The sequence below is a fragment of the Porcibacter vitabionis genome (assembly GCF_046263795.1).
Taxonomy (GTDB): Bacteria; Bacillota; Clostridia; order Lachnospirales; family Lachnospiraceae; genus Lachnocurva.
In genome coordinates this window covers 151993-172266 of sequence record NZ_JBJYZD010000005.1, presented here as the reverse complement: position 1 = coordinate 172266, position 20274 = coordinate 151993, and the positions used below count along the sequence as shown (strand labels likewise).

The window sequence follows — 20274 nt, the reverse complement described above, 5'->3', positions numbered from 1 at the left end:
GTGGCCAATGCCGGGAACTGATACCCTAAAGCTCTTTCATGATGCCTTCGGTTACAAAAGAATAAGTTTGTGGTGATTCTTGTTAAGTTGCCTCTTGACAAAGGTCATTACATATCAGATTTTTGATTTTTGTTTTTTGATTTTGTTTTTTGATTTTTGCGTCATGTCCACTGTTAGCGTCGCAAGCCCAGCAAACGATTTTGAAGCAGGCCCGATTTCAACGACCACCTGAAAATATTCGATATACAGAATCTTTTCGAAACCATGCGCCTCCCCAGGTCAAAACATACCCTTTGAGAGCCCAAATATTCGATATACAAAATCTATTGAAAATCATGCTATAAAATCACACAGAAAACACGCATGAAATTCAAAAGATTTTGTATATCGAATAATCAGGCCGAAAACAGGCAAGAAAACTCCCGGAAACACGCATGAAATTCAAAAGTTTTTGTATATCGAATAACCAGGCTGAATCCGGATCACAATTTTAAATCAGCGATATCATCATAGTGAATCATTCTCAAAATGTCCTCCCTATTTCGATCAAAAATTGGGGTATAATACTCCTGTGGATTCCATTCGAAGTCTGATCCAATCAAGCCAGCTCTAAGCAATCCCAAAATTCTGAAAATCAAGACAAAAGGAGTGCCTATGTCCATCAACAAGAAAACCGCCCAACAACTGATTCTCCGTGCCGGCCGCGAGCTTGTACGCACCGGTCTGATTGCCCGTACCTGGGGCAATATCAGTGCCCGGATCTCTGACACATCATTTCTTATTACACCAAGCGGCCGTTCCTACGAGACCCTGCAGCCCGAAGACCTGGTCGAAGTCCGGATCGATGACTGCTCCTATGCGGGTCCGCTGAAGCCCTCCAGCGAAATGAAAGTCCACGCAGTCTGCTACCAGGACCGCCCCGATACGGATTTTGTCATCCACACCCACCAGGACTATGCCACTGCCCTGTCCACACTCGGCCAGGATTTGTCTTTCCCAGGGCAGGCCCTCTCCGTGGTTCCGACTGCCGAATATGCAATTTTCGGTTCCGATAGCCTGGCGGCAAATGTAGACCAGGCCCTGAAGAGATGTCAAAGTCATGTTGTCCTCATGCGAAATCATGGAACCGTATGTCTGGGCAGAGATTATGAAGATGCTCTTCGACTTGCTCATCAATTGGAAAAAGAATGCAAGAAAGAATATATGAAAAAAATCTCATCTGTAATTACAGATGAGATCCTTCATTATGAAAATGGACCGGATGAAAAAGGACTGGAAACAAGAGAAGGAGCCAGGGCTTCCCTGGAATCACAGCCAGACGGCCTGTGTGAAAATGAAAAGCTTTGGAAATACACAAGTGATTTTGGCAAACATTCTGATGGATGCTATCTCTTCACAAAGGCGCCCTATATTTCAAAATATGCCTCCTTTGGCGATGACCTGACCGTGTATGTCGACGACCTTGGGATGATGGTGGGACCGCTTGTCCATTGCCTTCCCGCCAATACTAGTGAGGATGAGATCTGCTCTGCCCTGACTTCCACACTTCCTGTCATCAGTAACGCTGTCCTTCTGCAGGGAGTCGGCGCCGAATGCTATGGAAAAGACGGTATGGTAAATGCAGCCAGCCACAGAGGGATCATCGGCGCCGTATGCTATGGCAAGGACCGCTCGGAAGCCGAGGCCATGGTCATGGTTCTTAACAAGGGCTGCCAGGCCGGTCTCTTAGAAAAAGCCGGATTAGGACCCAAGGCAGCAAGTCTTGCCACCCGGATCCGCGAGCATGAGATCTATGTTGAGAAATACGCCGGGCTGAAATAACGCATCTCTTGTCACAGCTTTCTCGTTACGAGCAATCTCATCTCTGGCCTGGCCAATCACAGCTTTCTCGTTACAAGTAATCTCATCTCCGGCCTTGCCAATCACAGCTTTCTCGTTACGGGCAATCTCATCTTTGGCCTTGCCAATCACAGCTGCGTCGTTACGAAAATATCATAGATTGCCTTGATTGCCTTCTCAAAGTCCCTCTCATCCACTCCGATAATGATATTGAGTTCGGAAGAGCCCTGATCGATCATTCGTACATTGACTCTGGCATGGGCCAGGGCAGAGAAGATCCTTCCTGACACACCATAGGCGGATTTCATTCCACGGCCAACAACTGCGATTAAGGCCAAATCCGGCTGAATCTCAATCGAATCCGGATGGGTCAGACGATGGATCTCGGATACGACCTGCTGCTCCTTGTCCAGGAACTCATCTTCATGAACCACAATGGTCATCGTATCAATACCGGATGGCATATGCTCGAAATTGATCCCATGATCCTCAAATGCCTGGAGAACCTTCCTGCCGAATCCGACCTCGGAGTTCATCAGAGCCTTTGTAATATCAACCGCACAGAATCCCTTCTTTCCGGCAATTCCGGTGATCATGTATTCCGGCTTACGAGCGGTGGATTCCACGATCCATGTGCCGGAATCGTCCGGACGGTTTGTATTTCTGATATTGATCGGGATGCCCTTGGAACGAACCGGGAAAATGGCATCTTCATGGAGGACGGATGCACCCATATAAGAAAGCTCACGAAGTTCCCGATAGGTGATCGTGTCAATGCTCTTCGGCTGATCGATGATCCTGGGATCTGCAACCAGAAATCCGGAGACATCCGTCCAGTTTTCATAGACATCCGCACCGCAGGCGCCGGCAACAATGGATCCGGTCACATCGGAGCCGCCTCTGGAGAAGGTCCGGATCTTTCCGTCCTTTCCCTTGCCGTAGAAACCGGGAATTACCGCCCTCGGTGTCTCAGCCAGGCGCTGGCCTAAGACTTTTTCCGTCTTATAGGAATTGAGATTTCCCTCTTCGTTGAAGAAAATCGTATCAAATGGGTCAATAAATTCATAACCCAGATATTTTGCCATGACGCGGCCATTCAGATATTCTCCACGACTGGCAGCATAGTCGAGCGTCGGTTCTTCTTTCAAAGTCTTCTCGATCACATCGAACTCATCGTCCAGGCTAAAGTCCATCTGCAGCCCTTCTATGATCTCATTGTAACGGGCTTTGATATTCAGAAGCTGCTGGTGGAGATCACCGCCCGAAACGGCCAGCCGATAGGCCTCGATCAGCATATCCGTAACTTTGGTGTCCCCGCTGAAACGTTTGCCGGGAGCGCTGGGAATCACATATACTCTGGATTCGTCACTCCTGATAATCTGGCCTGCCTTTTCAAACTGCTTGGCATCGGCCAGGGAACTGCCTCCGAACTTCACAACCTTTTTCATTTTCTTTCCTCTCACAATCACAGTCACTCAGTAATCTTTTCCTGCAGCAGGCTGTATTTTGAAACTGTGCCTGCTTAAATTCAAATGATACCACGACCATATCGAATAGGAAAGATAGTTCTATAAAAAGTGCAAATTGCCGATTCCTCCGGTTACAGTTTTTACCCCAAAAAGTAAATATGAAGGGGCCGGCAGAACAGGTTTTATGACGTAAGGAGACACATACTTTCCCGTCATTCTTCTTCCTTTTCTCCAATAACCTTTTCAACTTTTACTATTCCATTACCTGCATGTTGCTTAAAGAAGTAGAATTGAATAATATCTCCCTTCGAAACATTTTTTACTTCGGTCTCGCACTTGGTACAATCCAAGGAGACTTCGGTCTTATCAAAAAACAAGGTACTTTCTTTCTCATCCATTAGCCTTACCAAAAGAGTATTTGATGTTTTTTCTAGTACAATGCCCCTTAGATGAAACCAATGAGAATAATCATCCCCACTATAAAGTTGCCCCATGCCCTGATGATTCTCCTGAAATAAACATCCTCTTACAGTAAGCACGATCAGTATACTAATGGATAGAAAAATTAATACAAGAAAGCTTTTTTTATTCATGAAACGCGGTCCCCGCAATATCTGTCCAATTAGTAAAGTCAAAATTTAAATAACGCACTGTATCCCCCATCCGTCAAATACCATTAATGTATGTACTGATTTTCCAGTAATAATAAATTGTTATTAACGTTCAAATCTTACTAAAGTAAATTTACACCAAATTCACGGTATGACACAATAAAGATGATTAAATTCTAAAATCATCTTATTAGAACAAGTTATTATGTTCAAAGTAGCTGATCAAATCAGGAGATAAAAGAACAGCATGCAACAATCCGCAGATTATAATAATGAGATCGACCTGCTGAAACAGTTAATATGCAAGAATTTCACTAAAAACTCTCCGTCAACTATGAGTGGTTCTCGCGCCCCGCTTATGGTATACTTTTTCCGATTTCATTCCTCCGGATTCTTTCTATCATCCGAATTCGAAGAAATAGAAGTCAGGATAAAATAGTTCATAAAAGAAAGGATATCGTCAATTATGGATATTTTAAAAGCGATCCTCTACGGTATCGTAGAAGGAATCACCGAATGGCTGCCTGTCAGCTCGACCGGCCACATGATCCTTCTGGATCAGATCATAAAGATCAAGCAGGGCAACGCCTTCTGGCAGATGTTTCTTGTCGTCATCCAGTTCGGTGCCATCCTGGCCGTCATTTTCATGTACTGGAAAACCATCTGGCCCCTGGGCAGATCGAAAAAGACCGGAAAGCTCATGTGGAAGCGCCACACCCTGAGTCTCTGGGGGAAGACCATCGTAGCCTGCATTCCGGCCGGTATCGTAGGTGTCTTGCTGGATGACTGGCTGGACAATCATCTCTACAATGCTCTGGTCGTATCCATCATGCTGATCCTTGTCGGCATTGCCTTTCTTCTGGTAGAGAATCAGAGAGAGAAGCATGATATGCGGGCAAATGTAAACCGTCTCAGCGAACTGAGCTATAAGGATGCCTTTATTATCGGCCTCTTCCAGTTGGTTGCAGCCTGCCTGCCGGGAACTTCCCGTTCCGGTTCTACCATCCTCGGCGGCATTATGATCGGTGTTTCCAGGAAGACCGCCGCAGACTTCACTTTCGTTCTGGCGATCCCGGTCATGGCCGGTGCCAGTCTTCTGAAGATCGTCAAATTCTTCCATGCCGGAAATGTCCTGACCGGATATCAGACAGCCATCCTTCTGACCGGATGCATCGTTGCTTTCCTGGTCTCCATTTTCATCATCCGTTTTCTGATGAGCTATATCAAGAAGCATGACTTCAAAGTCTTCGGCTGGTATCGGATTGCCCTGGGTATCTTTGTAATCCTGGCATTCTTGATCAGCGGACAGAATATCATTGCCATTCAATAAGTCTTTCTTTTGTAAATAAACCCCAGGCATGTGATATGTACCCTCCTTACTGGTTTGTCCGGTAAAGAGGTACCTATCACATGCCCGGGGTTTTTAATATACTATTCCATGGTCTGCTGAAAGTCCATGAGCCTATTTCAATCCATGGTCTGCTTTAAGTCCATAAGTCTCTTTCGATCCATGGTCTATATTTCAACGGAAAAGAGTCTCAGTGAATAATGATCATGGTCTTTCCTGCTTTCACCATATCATAGAGCTGAATTACCTTATCCAAAGGACTATTTACACAGCCATCCGAACCGTCTGTGAGATAGATATTGCCGCCAAATGACTTTCTCCAGACAGCATCGTGAATGCCAACACCGGAATTTGTGATCCACATGAAGCGGCTGCAATCTACGGAGTAGGTTTTCCCGGACGCAGTGGATCCATTCATAGTGTGGTCTGCCTTTTTCATCAGGCAATAATAGACACCGGTCGGCGTCTCACTGACACCCTTCTGTCCGGTAACAACATCATAATCGATCTTGATATTTCCCTTCTTATCATAAGCCCAGAGATGCTGCTGGGCGATGCTCACTTCGATAATAAGATCCGAGTCGTATTTACTCATATCATTGACTTTACCTGCCATTTGAGGCTGCCGGTTGTCCTCGGACTTACCGGAAGATACAGCATCCTGGAGATACTTGATCTCATCTTCCTTATCGACATAGGTACCCCAGTCGCCGCCAGTCACGGTCTGCATACTGCCATCGTGCAGAAGAACCGGGAAACCTTTTCCAACGGTCTGGTAATCTTCATTGATCTCTGCCATGAGTTTCTTAAAGGGCTTGGTGAGATCAGCGATCTGATAGCTTCCGTCCGGCAAAACCGTAATATCGTCTTTCGTGATCGTTGCCTTCTTGCCATCCGTATAAGTAACATGCCATGCCAAAAGCTCATTCAATTTATCACAAGCCTGCTTTAAGCCCTTTTCTGTATATTCCGGCTTTACATAATAATCGGAGAGCCTGATTCCGGTCTTACCAGATGCAGCATCCTTTAAAAGGGCCTCGCTATCTACCGTATCGCCCTGTTTTTCCTTAGCGATCACATACTTACCGGAAGCATCATCGTAATTTATCGCTGCATTCGTGCTTGCCGTATGCTCATTGTTCCACTGATCCAGATAAGTCTTCAGGGCATCCCTATCCACCTGATTCGTCACCTTGACTTCAATATTCACCGGTCCTAAGATTCCACTCGTTCTGCCGGTCACTTTTGCGCTCGTCTGCACAAACTTGTCATTCAGTTCTTTATCCGTAAATGTATGGCTTGCCTGATATTCCTGACTTAAATAAGCCTTTGCGATCTTATCGTCATTGGAAAAGATTGCACCCTTTAAGGTATGTCCGTTCACTACTTTTCTCTGACGAAGAACAACAACAAGACCACATAAAATAACAAGCAGAATGATGACAAGTAATATCAGTGTCCGTTTCCATCCCAGTTTCTTCATCGAAATACTCCTCAAATAAAGCGTCGTTCCTCTACGCCAAACAATTAAACTTTCATGAATATTATTCTAACACAGGGCAAGACAGGATGTTGCACAAGGACTTGTTAGATCCGAAAAGAAAACTGTTACTATTGATAAAGATTCCTATTAAGTATTTCATAGATGTGATTTCTGTTGCATTAATATTACATGGCTGAAACAAAGGTGCAATGGATTGGTGCAATGATTGCGAAAGGCGATCTGTACTTCATTATGGCTTTGTGGGTGATTTGTGGGTTTGTGGGTCTGTGAATTTGTGGGTTTGTGGCTTTGTGGGCTTGTGGTCTGTGGATTTGTGGGTTTGTGGGTCTGTGGATTTGTGGGTGGTCTGTGGATTTACGGGTTTGTGGTTTTGATACTCGACATCTTTTTGGAGTTACTGGTGAAAAAAACGGAGTTTCCCATGATTCGGCACTTCGCAGAATTTATCATAACAACAAACAATTTTAAAAAATACGATAGTGAAGAGTCCAAAATCAGCTGTTTTTCGTCCCTTTTATCGTCATACGAAGAGAATCCAAAAATTCCGATAGTGAAATCAGGAAATCACTATCGGAATTTTAAAAAACTACCTATTTTACGATATTACCTGGCACACTCAGCCCCAGACAATCTCAGCCGAAGTGCACATCCTTCCAGACAATCTCAATCTATCCAACCGCACATCTTTCCAGACAATCTCAGCCGAAATACACATCTTTCCAGACAATCTCAGCCTAACCAGTCGTGGATCTCGTGGTAAATGCCCTCGCCATCCAGCTTGTACTTCTTCAGAAGTTCCAGGGCAGGACCGGATTCACCGAAGGTATCACGAACACCGATCTTATGAACCGGAGTCGGAAGTTTTTCAGAAAGGACATCCGATACCGCACTGCCAAGGCCGCCGATAATCGAGTGTTCCTCAACGGTAACGACCTTTCCGGTCTTCTTGGCAGAAGCAATGATCAGATCCTCATCCAAAGGCTTAATGGTATGAATATTGATGACCTCCGCATGAATGCCATCCTCTGCCAGACGGTCAGCGGCCTCCAGTGCATACCCTACTTCAAGGCCTGTTGCTACAATGGTAAGGTCAGATCCCTCACGAAGAAGAATACCCTTTCCGATTTCAAAATGATAATCCGGTCTGTCATTGATGACAGGTACTGCCAGACGTCCGAAACGGAGATAGACCGGGCCCTGCATCTCATAAGCAGCCTTGACTGCAGCCTTTGCTTCAATATCATCCGAAGGAACAATGACCGTCATTCCAGGAATCACCCGCATCAGAGCGATATCTTCACAGCACTGATGAGAAGCACCATCTTCACCGACAGAAATACCGGCATGGGTTGCACCGATCTTCACATTTAAATGAGGATATCCGATGGAATTCCGAACCTGCTCATAAGCACGGCCTGCTGCAAACATGGCAAAAGAGCTTGCAAAAGGAACCATTCCTGCTGTAGACAGTCCGGCTGCGATGCCCATCATATCCGCCTCTGCAATACCACAGTCGATATGACGATCCGGAAATGCCTTTTTGAAAATTCCGGTTTTGGTTGCGCCGGCCAGATCGGCATCAAGTACGATCAGATCATCATGCTCTTTCCCGAGTTCTACCAGGGCATTGCCATAGCTTTCACGTGTTGCGATTTTCTTAAGCTCTGCCATGTCTTATGCCTCCTTTGAGAGATCTGCCATTGCGATCTTATATTCTTCATCATTGGGTGCCTTGCCGTGCCAGCCGACCTGGTTCTCCATGAAGGAAACGCCCTTGCCCTTTACGGTCTTTGCGATAATGGCAACCGGCTGTCCCTTTACTTCACGGGCTTCCTTGAAAGCTGCCCGGAGTTCATCAAAATCATTTCCATCCGAGACATTAATGACATGGAACTTGAAGGCCTTGAACTTCTCATCGATGGGATAAGGAGAATTGACTTCCTCGATGGTTCCGTCGATCTGGAGATTGTTGTTATCCACGATTACAACCAGGTTATCCAATGCATGGTTTCCAGCAAACATAGCTGCTTCCCAAACCTGGCCTTCCTCAATCTCACCATCACCGAGAAGGGTATAGACCCTGTAGTCCTCTTTTCGTAGTTTCCCGGCAAGAGCCATACCGACTGCTGCAGATACACCCTGGCCAAGAGATCCGGTGGACATATCTACGCCCGGTGTCTCATTCATATTGGGATGTCCCTGGAGATAAGATCCGGTATGGCGAAGGGTCAAGAGATCCTCTCTCGGGAAATACCCCCGCTCTGCCAATACCGAATAGAGCCCCGGCGCTGTATGTCCCTTACTCAAAACGAAGCGGTCACGCTTGGGGTCCTTGGGATTCTTTGGATCGATCTTCATTTCTTCAAAATACAGATAAGTGAAAATATCTGCAGCGCCCAGAGACCCGCCCGGATGTCCGCTTTTCGCTGAATGAAGCGAAGAAACGATGTCTTTGCGGACCTGATTCGCAATCTTCTTCAGTTCCTGATTCGTCATTACACGTATCCTTTCTGAATATCCACCAGCCTGCCGGCTCGCCTACTGTCTCACCGGTTTAACATCTTTATCTTATACTATTCTGCCCGGCTTGTCATCGGCAATCCTCAGTCTCCGAAAACAGCCTGATAATCCTTCTGGAACTTCACAATACCCTCATCAGTCAGAGGATGATGAAGCATCTGCATGATAACCTTATAAGGAACGGTTGCAATATCAGCGCCTGCCAGTGCACACTGAGTCACATGCAGAGGATTTCTGACAGAAGCGGCAATGATCTCTGTATGGATGTCCGGATAGTTCTGGAAGATCTGAGCGATCTCTTCTACCAGATCAATGCCCGGTGTCGAGATATCATCCAGACGTCCCAGGAAGGGAGAAACATAGTCCGCACCGGCACGAGCTGCCAGAAGGGCCTGGTTTGCTGTGAAGATGAGGGTGCAGTTGGTATGGATGCCTTCGCTGCTTAACACCTTGATGGCTTTCAATCCTTCCGCAGTCATAGGAATCTTAACAACCATATTCTTATGAAGAGCTGCAATCTCTCTGCCTTCTTTGATCATGCCTTCTGCATCGACCGTTGTTGCCTTGACTTCACCGGAGATCGGTCCATCAACGATTTCTGTGATCTCCTTTAAGACAGTCGTATAATCACGGCCTTCTTTGGCAATCAGAGACGGATTTGTAGTAACACCGGCGATAACGCCCATATCATTTGCTTCACGAATTTCCTCTACATTTGCAGTATCAATAAAAAACTTCATATCCCTACCTCTTTCCTTAAAATATTTACCAGTGATATATTTACCAGTTGACTGATGTAATGGCAGATTTTTCTACTGCCAGGCCATCCTTATAATGACGGATGAAAATCTCATACCCCTCTTCTGTCTCAGGATCCGGAGCAAGCGTTGTGCCTTCCATCTTGTCGAAGATCTTCCGGTTCAGATAATCCGGCAAAGTTTCCTTGTCCTGACCGCCTTCCAGTAAATAAGCTGCCAGAAGAGCCATGCCCCAGGGACCACCCTCTGTTGCAGTCGACATGACAGTGACCGGAGTATGAATGGCGGCCGCCAGATATTTCTGCACGCAGCCGGGTGTCGTAAAGAGTCCGCCGTGGCCGGTGATCCGGTCGATCTTCACATGTTCTTCCTTCTGTAGGATATCCATGCCGAGTTTCACAGCGCCGAGAGAAGTATACAGCTGTGCCCGCATAAAGTTTGCCAGATTTAATTTACTGTTCGGCATACGGACATAGAGAGGTCTGCCTTCATTCAGTTTGGTAACCCCTTCGCCGGAATAATAACCATAGTTCAGAAGGCCTCCGCAGTCCGGATCCCCTTCCAGAGATCTCTTATAAAGGACATCATAGAGATTGACGCCATTGAGATCCACGCCCATGAGCTCTGCAAATTCTTTGAATAAATCATGCCAGGCATTGATATCGCTTGTGCCATTATTGGCATGGGACATGGCACAAGGCTTTCCGTCCGGTGTCGTTACCATATCGATCTCGCGATGGACACGGGACAGAGGTTTCTCCGTGACGATCATAGCGAAAGTGGAAGTTCCCGCAGATACATTTCCGGTTCTCGGAGCTACCGCATTGGTCGCTGTCATACCGGTTCCCGCATCCCCCTCCGGAGGACAGAGGGGAATGCCGACTTCCAGTTTTCCGGATTCATCCAGAAGGGCGGCACCCTCTTTGGTCAAAGTGCCTGCCTTCTGGCCGGCTGTCAAAACCTTGGGCAGGACATCCCGAAGTTTCCAGGGATATCCGAAATCCTTTGTCAGCTCATCAAAAGAATCCACCATTCTCTGGTCATAATCCAAAGCATCCGAATCGATCGGGAAAATTCCGGAAGCATCGCCGATTCCGGTTACCTTCTCCCCGGTCAGTCGGAAGTGGATGTAACTATCCAAAGTGGTTGCAAAATCAAGATCCTTCAGAAAAGCCTCTTTTTCCAGCATAAATTGATAGAGATGGGCAATGGTCCAACGGAGAGGGATATTGAAGGAAAAACGATCTGTCAGGATATCCGCTGCTTCCTGGGTATTGGAATTCCGCCAGGTTTGAAAAGCCGACAGAGGCTTTCCATTCTGATCCAGGGCAATGATCCCATGCATCATGGCACTGATGCCGATGGCACCGACCCTTGTCAGATCCAGATCATAGCTTCGCTCTACATTTTCTCTCAGATTCTTATAGCAGTCCCTGAGGCCTGCCTCGATTTCTTCATAAGGGTAAGTCCAGATCCCATCGGTCAGATGGTTTTCCCAGTGATGGGAACCCTTGGCCAGGACCTTGCCCTGAAGGTCGATCAGAACTGCCTTGATATTGGTAGAGCCGAACTCGATTCCCAGGGTCGTTTGGGCATTTAGAATGTCTTCTCTTGCGCTCACCTTAGTCCTCCTTTCCTTGTCCATAGTAGGCATTGGCACCATGCTTCCGGAAATAATGCTTATCCTGGAGTTCCTGCGGAGCCGGAGAAACGTGGGGCTGGATCAGCTCGGTCAGGGCAGCCATCTTGGCCACTTCTTCCACAACAACAGCGTTATAAACCGCCTTATCGGCATTCTTTCCCCAGGCAAAAACGCCATGATTCTTGCAAAGAACAGCCGGAACGGCATCCGGATCCTTCTTCTCCTTTTCGAAATGATCTGCGATCAAAACACCTGTATTCTTCTCATAGGCTTCATCGATCTCTGCCTTGGTCAGATTCCGAACGCAGGGGATGGGGCCATAGAAATAATCTGCATGCGTCGTCCCGTAGCAAGGGATATCTCTTCCTGCCTGCGCCCAGGACGTTGCAAATGTCGAATGGGTATGTACGATACCGCCGATCTCCTTAAAACGATTGTACAAGACAAGATGGGTCGGTGTGTCGGAGGAAGGATTCAGATCTCCCTCGATCTTATTGCCTTCCAGGTCCATAACGACCATATCTTCCGGCTTCAGCTCCTCATAAGGAACCCCGCTCGGCTTAATAACGAAAAGCCCCTGATCCCGATCGATCCCGCTCACATTGCCCCAGGTAAAAGTTACGAGGCCATGCTTTGGCAGGTCGAGATTGGCTTTCCAGACTTGTTCTTTCAGTTCTTCCAGCATATTTCCTTCTTTCTATCATGTTTTGATGTCACAATTTGCATCGAATGTTAGGCAGGACGGATCCTTTTATTCTTCATTCGTTCGGTCCAGGACCGAATCCCGCAGAATGACCTCCGGCCGGAAGAGCCGGTTTCCGTCAAATGCCGGATTATCGATCATATGAAGGATATTTTCCGCTGCCGTCTTGCCAAGAACCTCCTTTGGATGAGGGAAAGTCGTTACGGACGGACGGCTCTCGGCGTCCATCTTCGCATCGTCCACACTGATGATAGACAAATCTTCGGGTAAATGCAGACCGGCCTTTTCACAACCCGCAATCAGCCGGCTGGCCACCTCATCGTTATAGGTAAAGACAGCCGTGCAGTCACCGATCCGCTTTCGAATATAAGCTGTTAATTCCTCGATATCCTGAACCCCTTTCGTGTCCAGCCAGATGACCCGGTCGCTATTCAACCGGATGCCACATTCCTGAAGACCCCGCCGATAACCGAGATATCGAAGCGTACCCTGTGAATCCTCACAGTGGAAGATCCCGGCGATTTTCTCATGTCCTTTTTGGACAAGGAGATGAACTGCCTGACAGGCGATCCATTCATCATCCAGCCGAACACATGGGAAATCGAGATCCGGGTAGTAGGCATTGATGAAAAGGACCGGTATCCGTCTTTCCTTCAGCTCTAGAAAGAGCTCCCGGTTCGGATTAGGCAAAGCGCCCTGGGAGGGCTCAGCGATCAAAGCATCAATATTCTGATTGGAAAGCAGGTTCTGCAAGATGTTTTCTTCTCTCTCCACGCATTTATTCGTAAAATTCAACTGCATGGAATAGCCTGACCGGCTTAATACATCGGAAATTCCACGTACCACCGGAGGGAAGATATAATTATCCAGATAGGTCATCATCACAGCAATATTCATATAGCGAGGACGGTCCTCAGAGGAAGCCGTCTCTTCGATATAACTGCCGCTGCCCCGCACCCGGGTAATAAGCCCTCTCTCCTCCAGAAGTCCGGTCGCATGTCGAATGGTCTGGCGGCTTAAGCCGAAGCGGTCACATAGTTCCTTCTCCGATGGCAAGCGGTCCCCCTCTTTCAGGTTTCCTTTTTCCAGCTCGGAATAGATATAATTCACAACCTCAAGATAACGGGGTTTCTTCTCTGACATAGATTGCCTGCTTTTCAAGTCTAATTTGTTATTGATATCGGGGGACACTGCTTTCATCACTTCATGTAAAATTTCTGGAGGTCTGCTTCTGTTGTATCATCGCCGATGGTGATAAGCTCGGTTCCCGTAAGCTTTGCAAACATTGCAATATCGGACCGGTTCAAAGCTGTGGAGATGACGGAGTGATGAGCACCGCCGGCATAGCACCATGCTGCAGTACCGATCTCGAAATTCGGCTTATGACGATACATGATATGTGCAACCGGAAGATTCGGCATCGGATGAGGTTCCCGGATCAGTTCAACATCAGCGCAGATAATGCGGAAATGATCTCCCATATCAACCAGAGTTACCTGGATACCGTCACCCTCGACACAATCGAAGACCAGTCTTGCCGGATCGCTCTTACCGCCGATCCCAAGCGGATGTACCTGGATTTCGGGCTTTGATTTTGCCAGCTGTGCCGGAACCTCGAGCATATGAGAAGCAAGTTCGACTTCCTTACCGGGGGTCAGATCATAGGTATAATCTTCCATGAATCCGGTTGCTCCCTTTCTGCCTTCTGACATCTTCTGAAGGATCGCGGAAAAGGCTGCAATCTTATAGTCACCCTCCGGTCCGAATCCGACGCCCTTGGCCATCATATTCTGTGCTGCGATTCCGGGCAGCTGGTTCATGCCATGGAGATCCTGGAAAGTATCCGTGAAGGCTTTGCAGTGATTCTCACTTAAGAACTTCTCAAAAGCGACCTCATAACGAGCCTGCTCTCTGACAACGTCGATCCGGTCAGTTGCCATGGTATATTTCTCTGTATACTCAGCCATCTTCTGATCGACTTCAGCATCGGTAACTTCCTTTGCTTTCTCTACGATCTCTCCAATGCCCCAGTACTTGATCTCCCAGCCATAATGGATCTCAGCCTCAAGACGGTTACCATCGGTCACTGCAACATCACGCATGTTATTTCCAAAAGTTGCGACCCGCATATTGTGGGACCAGTCAATAGCCTTTGCTACATCACAGAACTGTCTGACTTTAGCCAGGAAGTCCTCATGCTGGTAGAATCCGGCAACGACCTGATGAGCGATATTCATACGAGCCAAAATGTAACCATACTCACGATCTCCGTGAGCGGCCTGATTCAGGTTCATGAAATCCATATCGATGGTGTCGTAAGGAAGTTTCTCATTTGCCTGCGTATGCAGGTGCAGGAGGGGCTTTCTTAAGATCTGTAAACCCTTGATCCACATCTTGGCAGGGGAAAATGTATGCATCCAGGTAACAACACCGATACAGTCATCATCCACCATAACCTTCTTCATATCTTCTACACAGATCTCGGAGGTCTCAACGGTCGGAAGAAGTTCAAAGCGAACGACATCTCCCAGCTTCTCATTGAAGAAATCTACCATTTCCTGACAATCTGCATGTACCTGCTTTAAACATTCTTCTCCATAGAGATCCTGGCTTCCCGGAATAAAATACAGTTTTTTCATGTTTTCCCTTTCTACTCTTTTCCAGAGTGAACCCCTTTTTGTGATACAAAACGGACCGCTTGTTCCAGCTTCGATCTCCTCTCTTGTATCATTTTTTCACTTGATAATGTAAACCTGGGTTGTATATCTGTCAATATACAATTATTTTATTTGTGCGTATTTATCAATTCTATCTGCTTGTTTTTGTATACTTTTTTGTAATGAAAAGTACATGTACATTTCAAGGAGGGTTACGAAATGCACATGTACTTATAATTCAGTTATTGATACGATCCCTTATTTGTCTAAACCAGCATCAGCTGAGCGCAGCAGCTTTCTTGATCTTCTTTTCTACCGTCTTCTTCAGGCTGACACCTCCGATCAGAGCCTGCAGCACAATGAAGAAGCAAAGCATGATGGAGAGTACGATACGAACCCACCAGCTGGACAGGGTTCCCTGTGTTGTAATCAAAGATGCGATGGTTCCCTTGATCAAGACGCCAAAGAGGGTACCGACAACAGTACCGACACCACCGGAAAGCAATGTTCCGCCGATAACCGCAGCAGAGATCGCATCCATTTCAAGACCTTTGGCCTGTTCTACAAATCCTGCACAGGAATTCAGGCAGAAGAGGAAACCTCCGAGACCGGCGAGGAATCCGTCCAGGACATAGGCCTTCATTTTGGTCCGGTTTACATTTAATCCCATCATAATGGCACTCTGTTCATTGCCTCCGATCGCATAGAGGTTGCGGCCGAACTTGGTAAAGCGAAGCATAATCGAAATGAGGACCACGACGACAAGGGCAACGACAACGGTCGGATAGATATAGCTGTTGATCGTTACACCATGTCGGTTGGTATAACCGATGGGAATATACATCTTTTCATTGGCCCAGGCCAGAAAAGTCTTATTCTTAATGGCGATCATATCGGTTGAAATGACAGCCGTAAGGCCTCGGCCGAAGAACATACCGGCCAATGTGATAATGAATGGCTGGATCTTCAAATAGGTTACCAGATAGCCCTGGACCAGTCCGAAAAGCAGGCCGATCACCAGGGACAGGATCAGGGCAGCATATGCGCTCATTCCTTTGTTCTGCATGATATCCGCAGAACTCATGCAGACCAATGCGGTCACCGATCCGACGGAAATATCAATGCCTCCGGTGATCATAACAATGGTCAGCCCGCAGGCTATGACGATCAGTCCGGCATTGGAGATAAAGAGATTGAAAAACATCTGAGGTCTTGCAAATCCCCTGCTGTTAAAGATGATCATTCCTGCAATATACATCACGGCAAACATGATGATGGTGATCATGAGGAGAAAGCTTGTCTTTGAAAGTTTCGGTTTCTTAGCCATTTATGCCACCGCCTTTCTCTTGGTATGTCCGGCAATCTTCTTTCGGAAGACAGGGCTCTGAATTACAACGATCACGACAACAACGATTGCCTTGTAAACCGGCAGCTGGTCTGCCGATACATTCATCGCATACAGAGATGTCGTCAGAGCCTGTATGGTATAAGCGCCAATAATGGATCCCATCATATTGAACTTTCCACCGCCAAGATTGTTACCGCCAAGTGCAACAGCCAGAATAGCATCCATTTCCATATTCAGACCGATATTATTGGCATCGGCGGAATAGATCCTGGAAGAAGCAACGATTCCGGCTATTCCGGCAAGCAGTCCGCAAATGACATAAGAAATAAACTTAAGGAAGGTGGAATTTAAACCAACCAGACGTGAAGCAGAACCATTGATACCGACACTCTCGATATAGAGACCGAGAGCCGTCTTCTTCAAGATCAGCTGCATGACGATCACGGTAAGAATTGCCACAAAAACCGGGGTCGGCACAGGACATTTACCGATATAAGCGCCAAGTACCTTATAAGAGGGCACACGAACATAGGTGATCTGTCCCTTGGTAACGAGCTGGGCGATACCACGGCCGGCTGTAAAGAGAATCAGGGTTGCAACCATTGGCTGAATCTTGAACTTTGCAACCAGGAGGCCATTAAAAGCACCACAAAGGCCTGCAACAAGGATTCCGATCAATGCAGCAAGTACAATCGGCATAGCCAGAGTATTAGTGGAAACTTTTCCTCCGGACAAAAGCTGACAGCAAATGGCTGCGGCAACTGCCATGATCGCACCAACAGAAATATCCTGTCCACCGGAAGCTGCTGTTACCAAAGTCATTCCGACTGCCAGAATAACCAGTTCGGAGCCTCGGTTGATGATATCAATAATGTATCCATATAGAACTCCATTATTGATCGATACCTTAAAGAAAGTCGGAGTTTGAATCAGATTGATTAGAAGAACCGCAATCAAGCATACGACAGGCATAAAGAGTGGCGTATGCACCAGGCGATTCCAAGTGGATTTCTTTGTCATTTGTTGTCACCTTCCTCTCCGCCTGCGATGGTCTTCATGATTTCAGCCTGATTCAGCTGATCTCCGGAAAGCTCACCGACTTTATAGCCATCTCTTAATACTTCCATACGGGAGCAGGTACGAAGCATTTCCTCGATCTCAGAGGAGATAAAGGTGACTGCCTTTCCCTGATCTGCCAGATCCAGAACCAGTTTCTGGATTTCCGTCTTGGTTCCGATATCTATGCCTCGTGTAGGCTCATCCAAAATCAGATATTCCGGATTGGTCAGGAGCCAGCGGGCAATAATGACCTTCTGCTGATTGCCTCCGGACAGGCTCTTGATCGGTGTCTCCCGGTCTGCTGTCTTGATATCTAAAAGATCAATGAATTTATCTGCTGCATCTTCCATTTCCTTCCGGCTCATAAGATGGAACATTCCCTTCTTGGCCTGAAGTGCAATGATAATATTTTCCCGGACCGACAGCTCGTCGATGATGCCATCCTTCTTCCGATCCTCCGGGAGATAAGCCATGCCAAGATGCATAGCATCCAGCGGTTTATTGATCTTAACCTCCTTGCCATCTACTTTCAGCTTGCCCTGGTCTGCCTTGTCCGCACCATAGATGCAGCGAACCATCTCCGACCGGCCGGAACCGAGGAGGCCTGTAAGACCGATGACTTCTCCTTTATGAATGGTTAAATCGAAAGGATGAATGGTTCCGCTGTGACCCAGGTCATCCGCCTCAATGACAGCCGGTCCTTCCGTATCAACATGGCCTTCATGACCACTCTTAATATCTGCCAGGTCATCCAGATTTTTCCCAAGCATTTTTGCAACCAGCTGCACACGGGGAAGTTCGGATGCCTTATATTCACCTACCAGTTCGCCATTTCGTAAAACGGTAATTCGGTCGCAGACTGCATAGACCTGTTCCAGGAAATGAGTTACGAAAATGATACCGACTTCCTTGTCTCTTAACATCCGCATGAGACGGAAAAGCTTCTCCACTTCCTCATCATCCAAGGAGGATGTCGGCTCATCCAGTATCAGAACTTTACACTGCATATCGACTGCTCTTGCGATCGCTATCATCTGTTGAACGGCAAGGGAGCAGTCTCCCAGCATCTGATCCGGATCTGCGTCAATCTCCAGTTCTCTGAGAAGGTCCGCAGAACGTTTCTTCACCTCTTTCCAGTCGATCAATCTGCCCTTTCTCGGTTCCCTGCCGATAAAGAGGTTTTCTTTCACCGTCAGATTGGGGCAGAGATTGACTTCCTGATATACCGTTGAGATCCCGTTTTTCTGAGCCTCCTCCGGACTATGATTGACAATATTCTGACCATCCATCACAATGCTTCCTTCTTCCAGGTCATAGACACCGGTCAGGACCTTGATCAGGGTGGATTTCCCTGCGCCGTTCTCCCCCATCAGAGCATGGATCTCACCTTTTCGTAAGGTAAAATCCACATTGGAAAGTGACTTAACGCCTGGGAAAGTCTTGGTGATATTTCGCATTTCCAGGACCACATCCCTATCCATGTTAACTCCTTTCTATTCATGAAAATGGCGTGAGGATCGCTGGTTTACTTCCAACGAAGATCCTCACGCCATCCAACTTCACTCTAAGTCATATTTCTTTATTACATCTTTTTTGAAACGGATCGATCAGTAAGATCTGCTGCTTACAACATCGTCAGTAACAACCGTGATCTGGTAATCCTTGGCATCTCCGCTCTCGCCTGCTGCCTTAACACTCTTAACGGTATCGTCATGAGCGAAAATGGACTCGTCGATGAACTGAGACTTCTCAACCTTCTTACCTGCCTGCAGATTCTTAATGATTTCATCCAGTTTCGGTCCATACAGAGGATTGCACTCGGTGTCCAGAACGATCTTGCCGTCCTTAACATCGGTCAGACCTGCCTTGGTAGAGTCGAAGGACATAACCATGACATCGCCGCCCTTTAAGTTGGTGCCGACTTTCTTTCCGGCAGCTTCAAGTGCATCAATTGCACCAAAGGCCTCATTATCGTTCTCGCAATATACAACATTGAAGTCACTGTTCTGCTTTAAGATGGACTCCATAACTTCCTGACCTTTTGCCTGAGTAAACTCACCGGTCTGCTGAGCTACCAGTTTCCATCCGTTTGCCTTGACTGCATCATTCAGGCCTTCGGTACGGCCAATCTGTGCAGAAGCACCGATGGTTCCCTGAATATCTACGATCTTGATGTCACTCTGGGCAACTCCCTGAGCATCTGCATACTGTTTCAGCCAGTCACAGGCTTTATTACCTTCTGCCTTGAAGTCCGAACCGATCCTCATGGTATAGAGGCTGTCATCAGAAACATCAACCATACGGTCTACGACAATGACAGGAATACCGGCATCCTTTGCTTCCTTTAATACGGTATCCCATCCGGTCTCTGTAACAGGGTCCAGAACAATGTAGTCAACATCCTGCTGAATGAAGTTACGAATTGCTGTGATCTGATTTTCCTGCTTCTGCTGGGCATCATCGAAGATCAGCTTGTAACCGTTTTTCGAAGTGAAGGTATCCTTGACCGACTTCGTGCAGGCGGTTCGCCAGTCAGATTCTGCTCCAACCTGTGCAAATCCGACAGTAACCTCACCACCGGATTTCTTGGCATCTGACTTACCGGAATCCGACTTCTTATTGTTTCCACCGCTTGTAGCGCTTCCGCAACCGGCCAGAACTCCCATTGCCATGACACCTGCAAGTAACAGACTCAAACATTTCTTCTTCATCTAAAAACCCCCTTTTTCTTTGTCGGATACCGCTCCCGGTATCCTGTTTCTATGACTTAGATGAATTCCTTTTGACAATGATAATTATAGGAAAAGTGTATGAAT

Annotated in this window: 16 protein-coding genes; 2 read left to right on the top strand and 14 right to left on the bottom strand. The window is 47.0% G+C overall.

The window, feature by feature from the left end; genetic code table 11:
* Positions 1 to 654: 654 nt before the first annotated feature.
* Positions 655 to 1821, top strand: a complete 1167-nt coding sequence (locus tag ACKX2L_RS05855) for a class II aldolase/adducin family protein (RefSeq protein ID WP_497552835.1) — start codon at positions 655 to 657, stop codon at positions 1819 to 1821.
* A 146-nt stretch (positions 1822 to 1967) separates the two neighbouring features.
* Here the strand turns inward: ACKX2L_RS05855 and ACKX2L_RS05850 are convergent, their stop codons facing one another.
* Positions 1968 to 3287, bottom strand: coding sequence for an aspartate kinase (locus ACKX2L_RS05850; protein ID WP_497551843.1), 1320 nt, complete (start codon positions 3285 to 3287; stop codon positions 1968 to 1970).
* Between the two features lie 233 nt (positions 3288 to 3520).
* A complete protein-coding gene (locus ACKX2L_RS05845; RefSeq protein WP_497552834.1) occupies positions 3521 to 3802 on the bottom strand; it encodes a hypothetical protein in 282 nt (93 codons plus the stop codon).
* Between the two features lie 583 nt (positions 3803 to 4385).
* On the opposite strand from ACKX2L_RS05845, the gene ACKX2L_RS05840 reads away from it, so the two are divergent.
* Positions 4386 to 5249: an undecaprenyl-diphosphate phosphatase gene (locus ACKX2L_RS05840; RefSeq protein WP_497552833.1), complete on the top strand. Its 864-nt coding sequence runs from the start codon at positions 4386 to 4388 to the stop codon at positions 5247 to 5249.
* Positions 5250 to 5457: 208 nt separating this feature from the next.
* On the opposite strand, the gene ACKX2L_RS05835 is transcribed toward ACKX2L_RS05840, so the two are convergent.
* From ACKX2L_RS05835 to ACKX2L_RS05780, 12 genes are all read right to left on the bottom strand, one after another.
* Complete coding sequence (locus ACKX2L_RS05835; RefSeq protein WP_497552832.1) at positions 5458 to 6750, bottom strand: L,D-transpeptidase; 1293 nt, start codon at positions 6748 to 6750, stop codon at positions 5458 to 5460.
* A 750-nt stretch (positions 6751 to 7500) separates the two neighbouring features.
* On the bottom strand, positions 7501 to 8442 hold the full coding sequence (locus tag ACKX2L_RS05830) for a transketolase family protein (RefSeq protein WP_497552831.1): 942 nt from the start codon (positions 8440 to 8442) through the stop codon (positions 7501 to 7503).
* A gap of 3 nt (positions 8443 to 8445) precedes the next feature.
* The gene (locus ACKX2L_RS05825; RefSeq protein ID WP_497552841.1) at positions 8446 to 9276 is read right to left on the bottom strand and encodes a transketolase; all 831 of its coding nucleotides are present in this window, start codon (positions 9274 to 9276) and stop codon (positions 8446 to 8448) included.
* A gap of 98 nt (positions 9277 to 9374) precedes the next feature.
* Positions 9375 to 10031: a fructose-6-phosphate aldolase gene (fsa, locus tag ACKX2L_RS05820; protein WP_497551847.1), complete on the bottom strand. Its 657-nt coding sequence runs from the start codon at positions 10029 to 10031 to the stop codon at positions 9375 to 9377.
* Between the two features lie 40 nt (positions 10032 to 10071).
* On the bottom strand, positions 10072 to 11670 hold the full coding sequence (locus tag ACKX2L_RS05815; protein ID WP_497552830.1) for a xylulokinase: 1599 nt from the start codon (positions 11668 to 11670) through the stop codon (positions 10072 to 10074).
* Between the two features lies 1 nt (position 11671).
* Complete coding sequence (locus ACKX2L_RS05810; RefSeq protein WP_497552829.1) at positions 11672 to 12376, bottom strand: L-ribulose-5-phosphate 4-epimerase; 705 nt, start codon at positions 12374 to 12376, stop codon at positions 11672 to 11674.
* Between the two features lie 66 nt (positions 12377 to 12442).
* Positions 12443 to 13537 (bottom strand): GntR family transcriptional regulator, encoded by a 1095-nt coding sequence (locus ACKX2L_RS05805; protein WP_497552828.1) that lies wholly within the window; start codon positions 13535 to 13537, stop codon positions 12443 to 12445.
* A 56-nt stretch (positions 13538 to 13593) separates the two neighbouring features.
* A complete protein-coding gene (araA, locus tag ACKX2L_RS05800; protein WP_497552827.1) occupies positions 13594 to 15033 on the bottom strand; it encodes an L-arabinose isomerase in 1440 nt (479 codons plus the stop codon).
* A 295-nt stretch (positions 15034 to 15328) separates the two neighbouring features.
* Positions 15329 to 16378, bottom strand: coding sequence for an ABC transporter permease subunit (locus ACKX2L_RS05795; protein ID WP_497552826.1), 1050 nt, complete (start codon positions 16376 to 16378; stop codon positions 15329 to 15331).
* A complete protein-coding gene (locus ACKX2L_RS05790; protein ID WP_497551853.1) occupies positions 16379 to 17419 on the bottom strand; it encodes an ABC transporter permease in 1041 nt (346 codons plus the stop codon).
* A complete protein-coding gene (locus tag ACKX2L_RS05785) occupies positions 17416 to 18939 on the bottom strand; it encodes a sugar ABC transporter ATP-binding protein (RefSeq protein WP_497552825.1) in 1524 nt (507 codons plus the stop codon). The genes ACKX2L_RS05790 and ACKX2L_RS05785 overlap by 4 nt, the downstream gene beginning before the upstream one ends.
* A gap of 126 nt (positions 18940 to 19065) precedes the next feature.
* Positions 19066 to 20169, bottom strand: a complete 1104-nt coding sequence (locus tag ACKX2L_RS05780) for an ABC transporter substrate-binding protein (RefSeq protein WP_497552824.1) — start codon at positions 20167 to 20169, stop codon at positions 19066 to 19068.
* Positions 20170 to 20274: the final 105 nt, after the last annotated feature.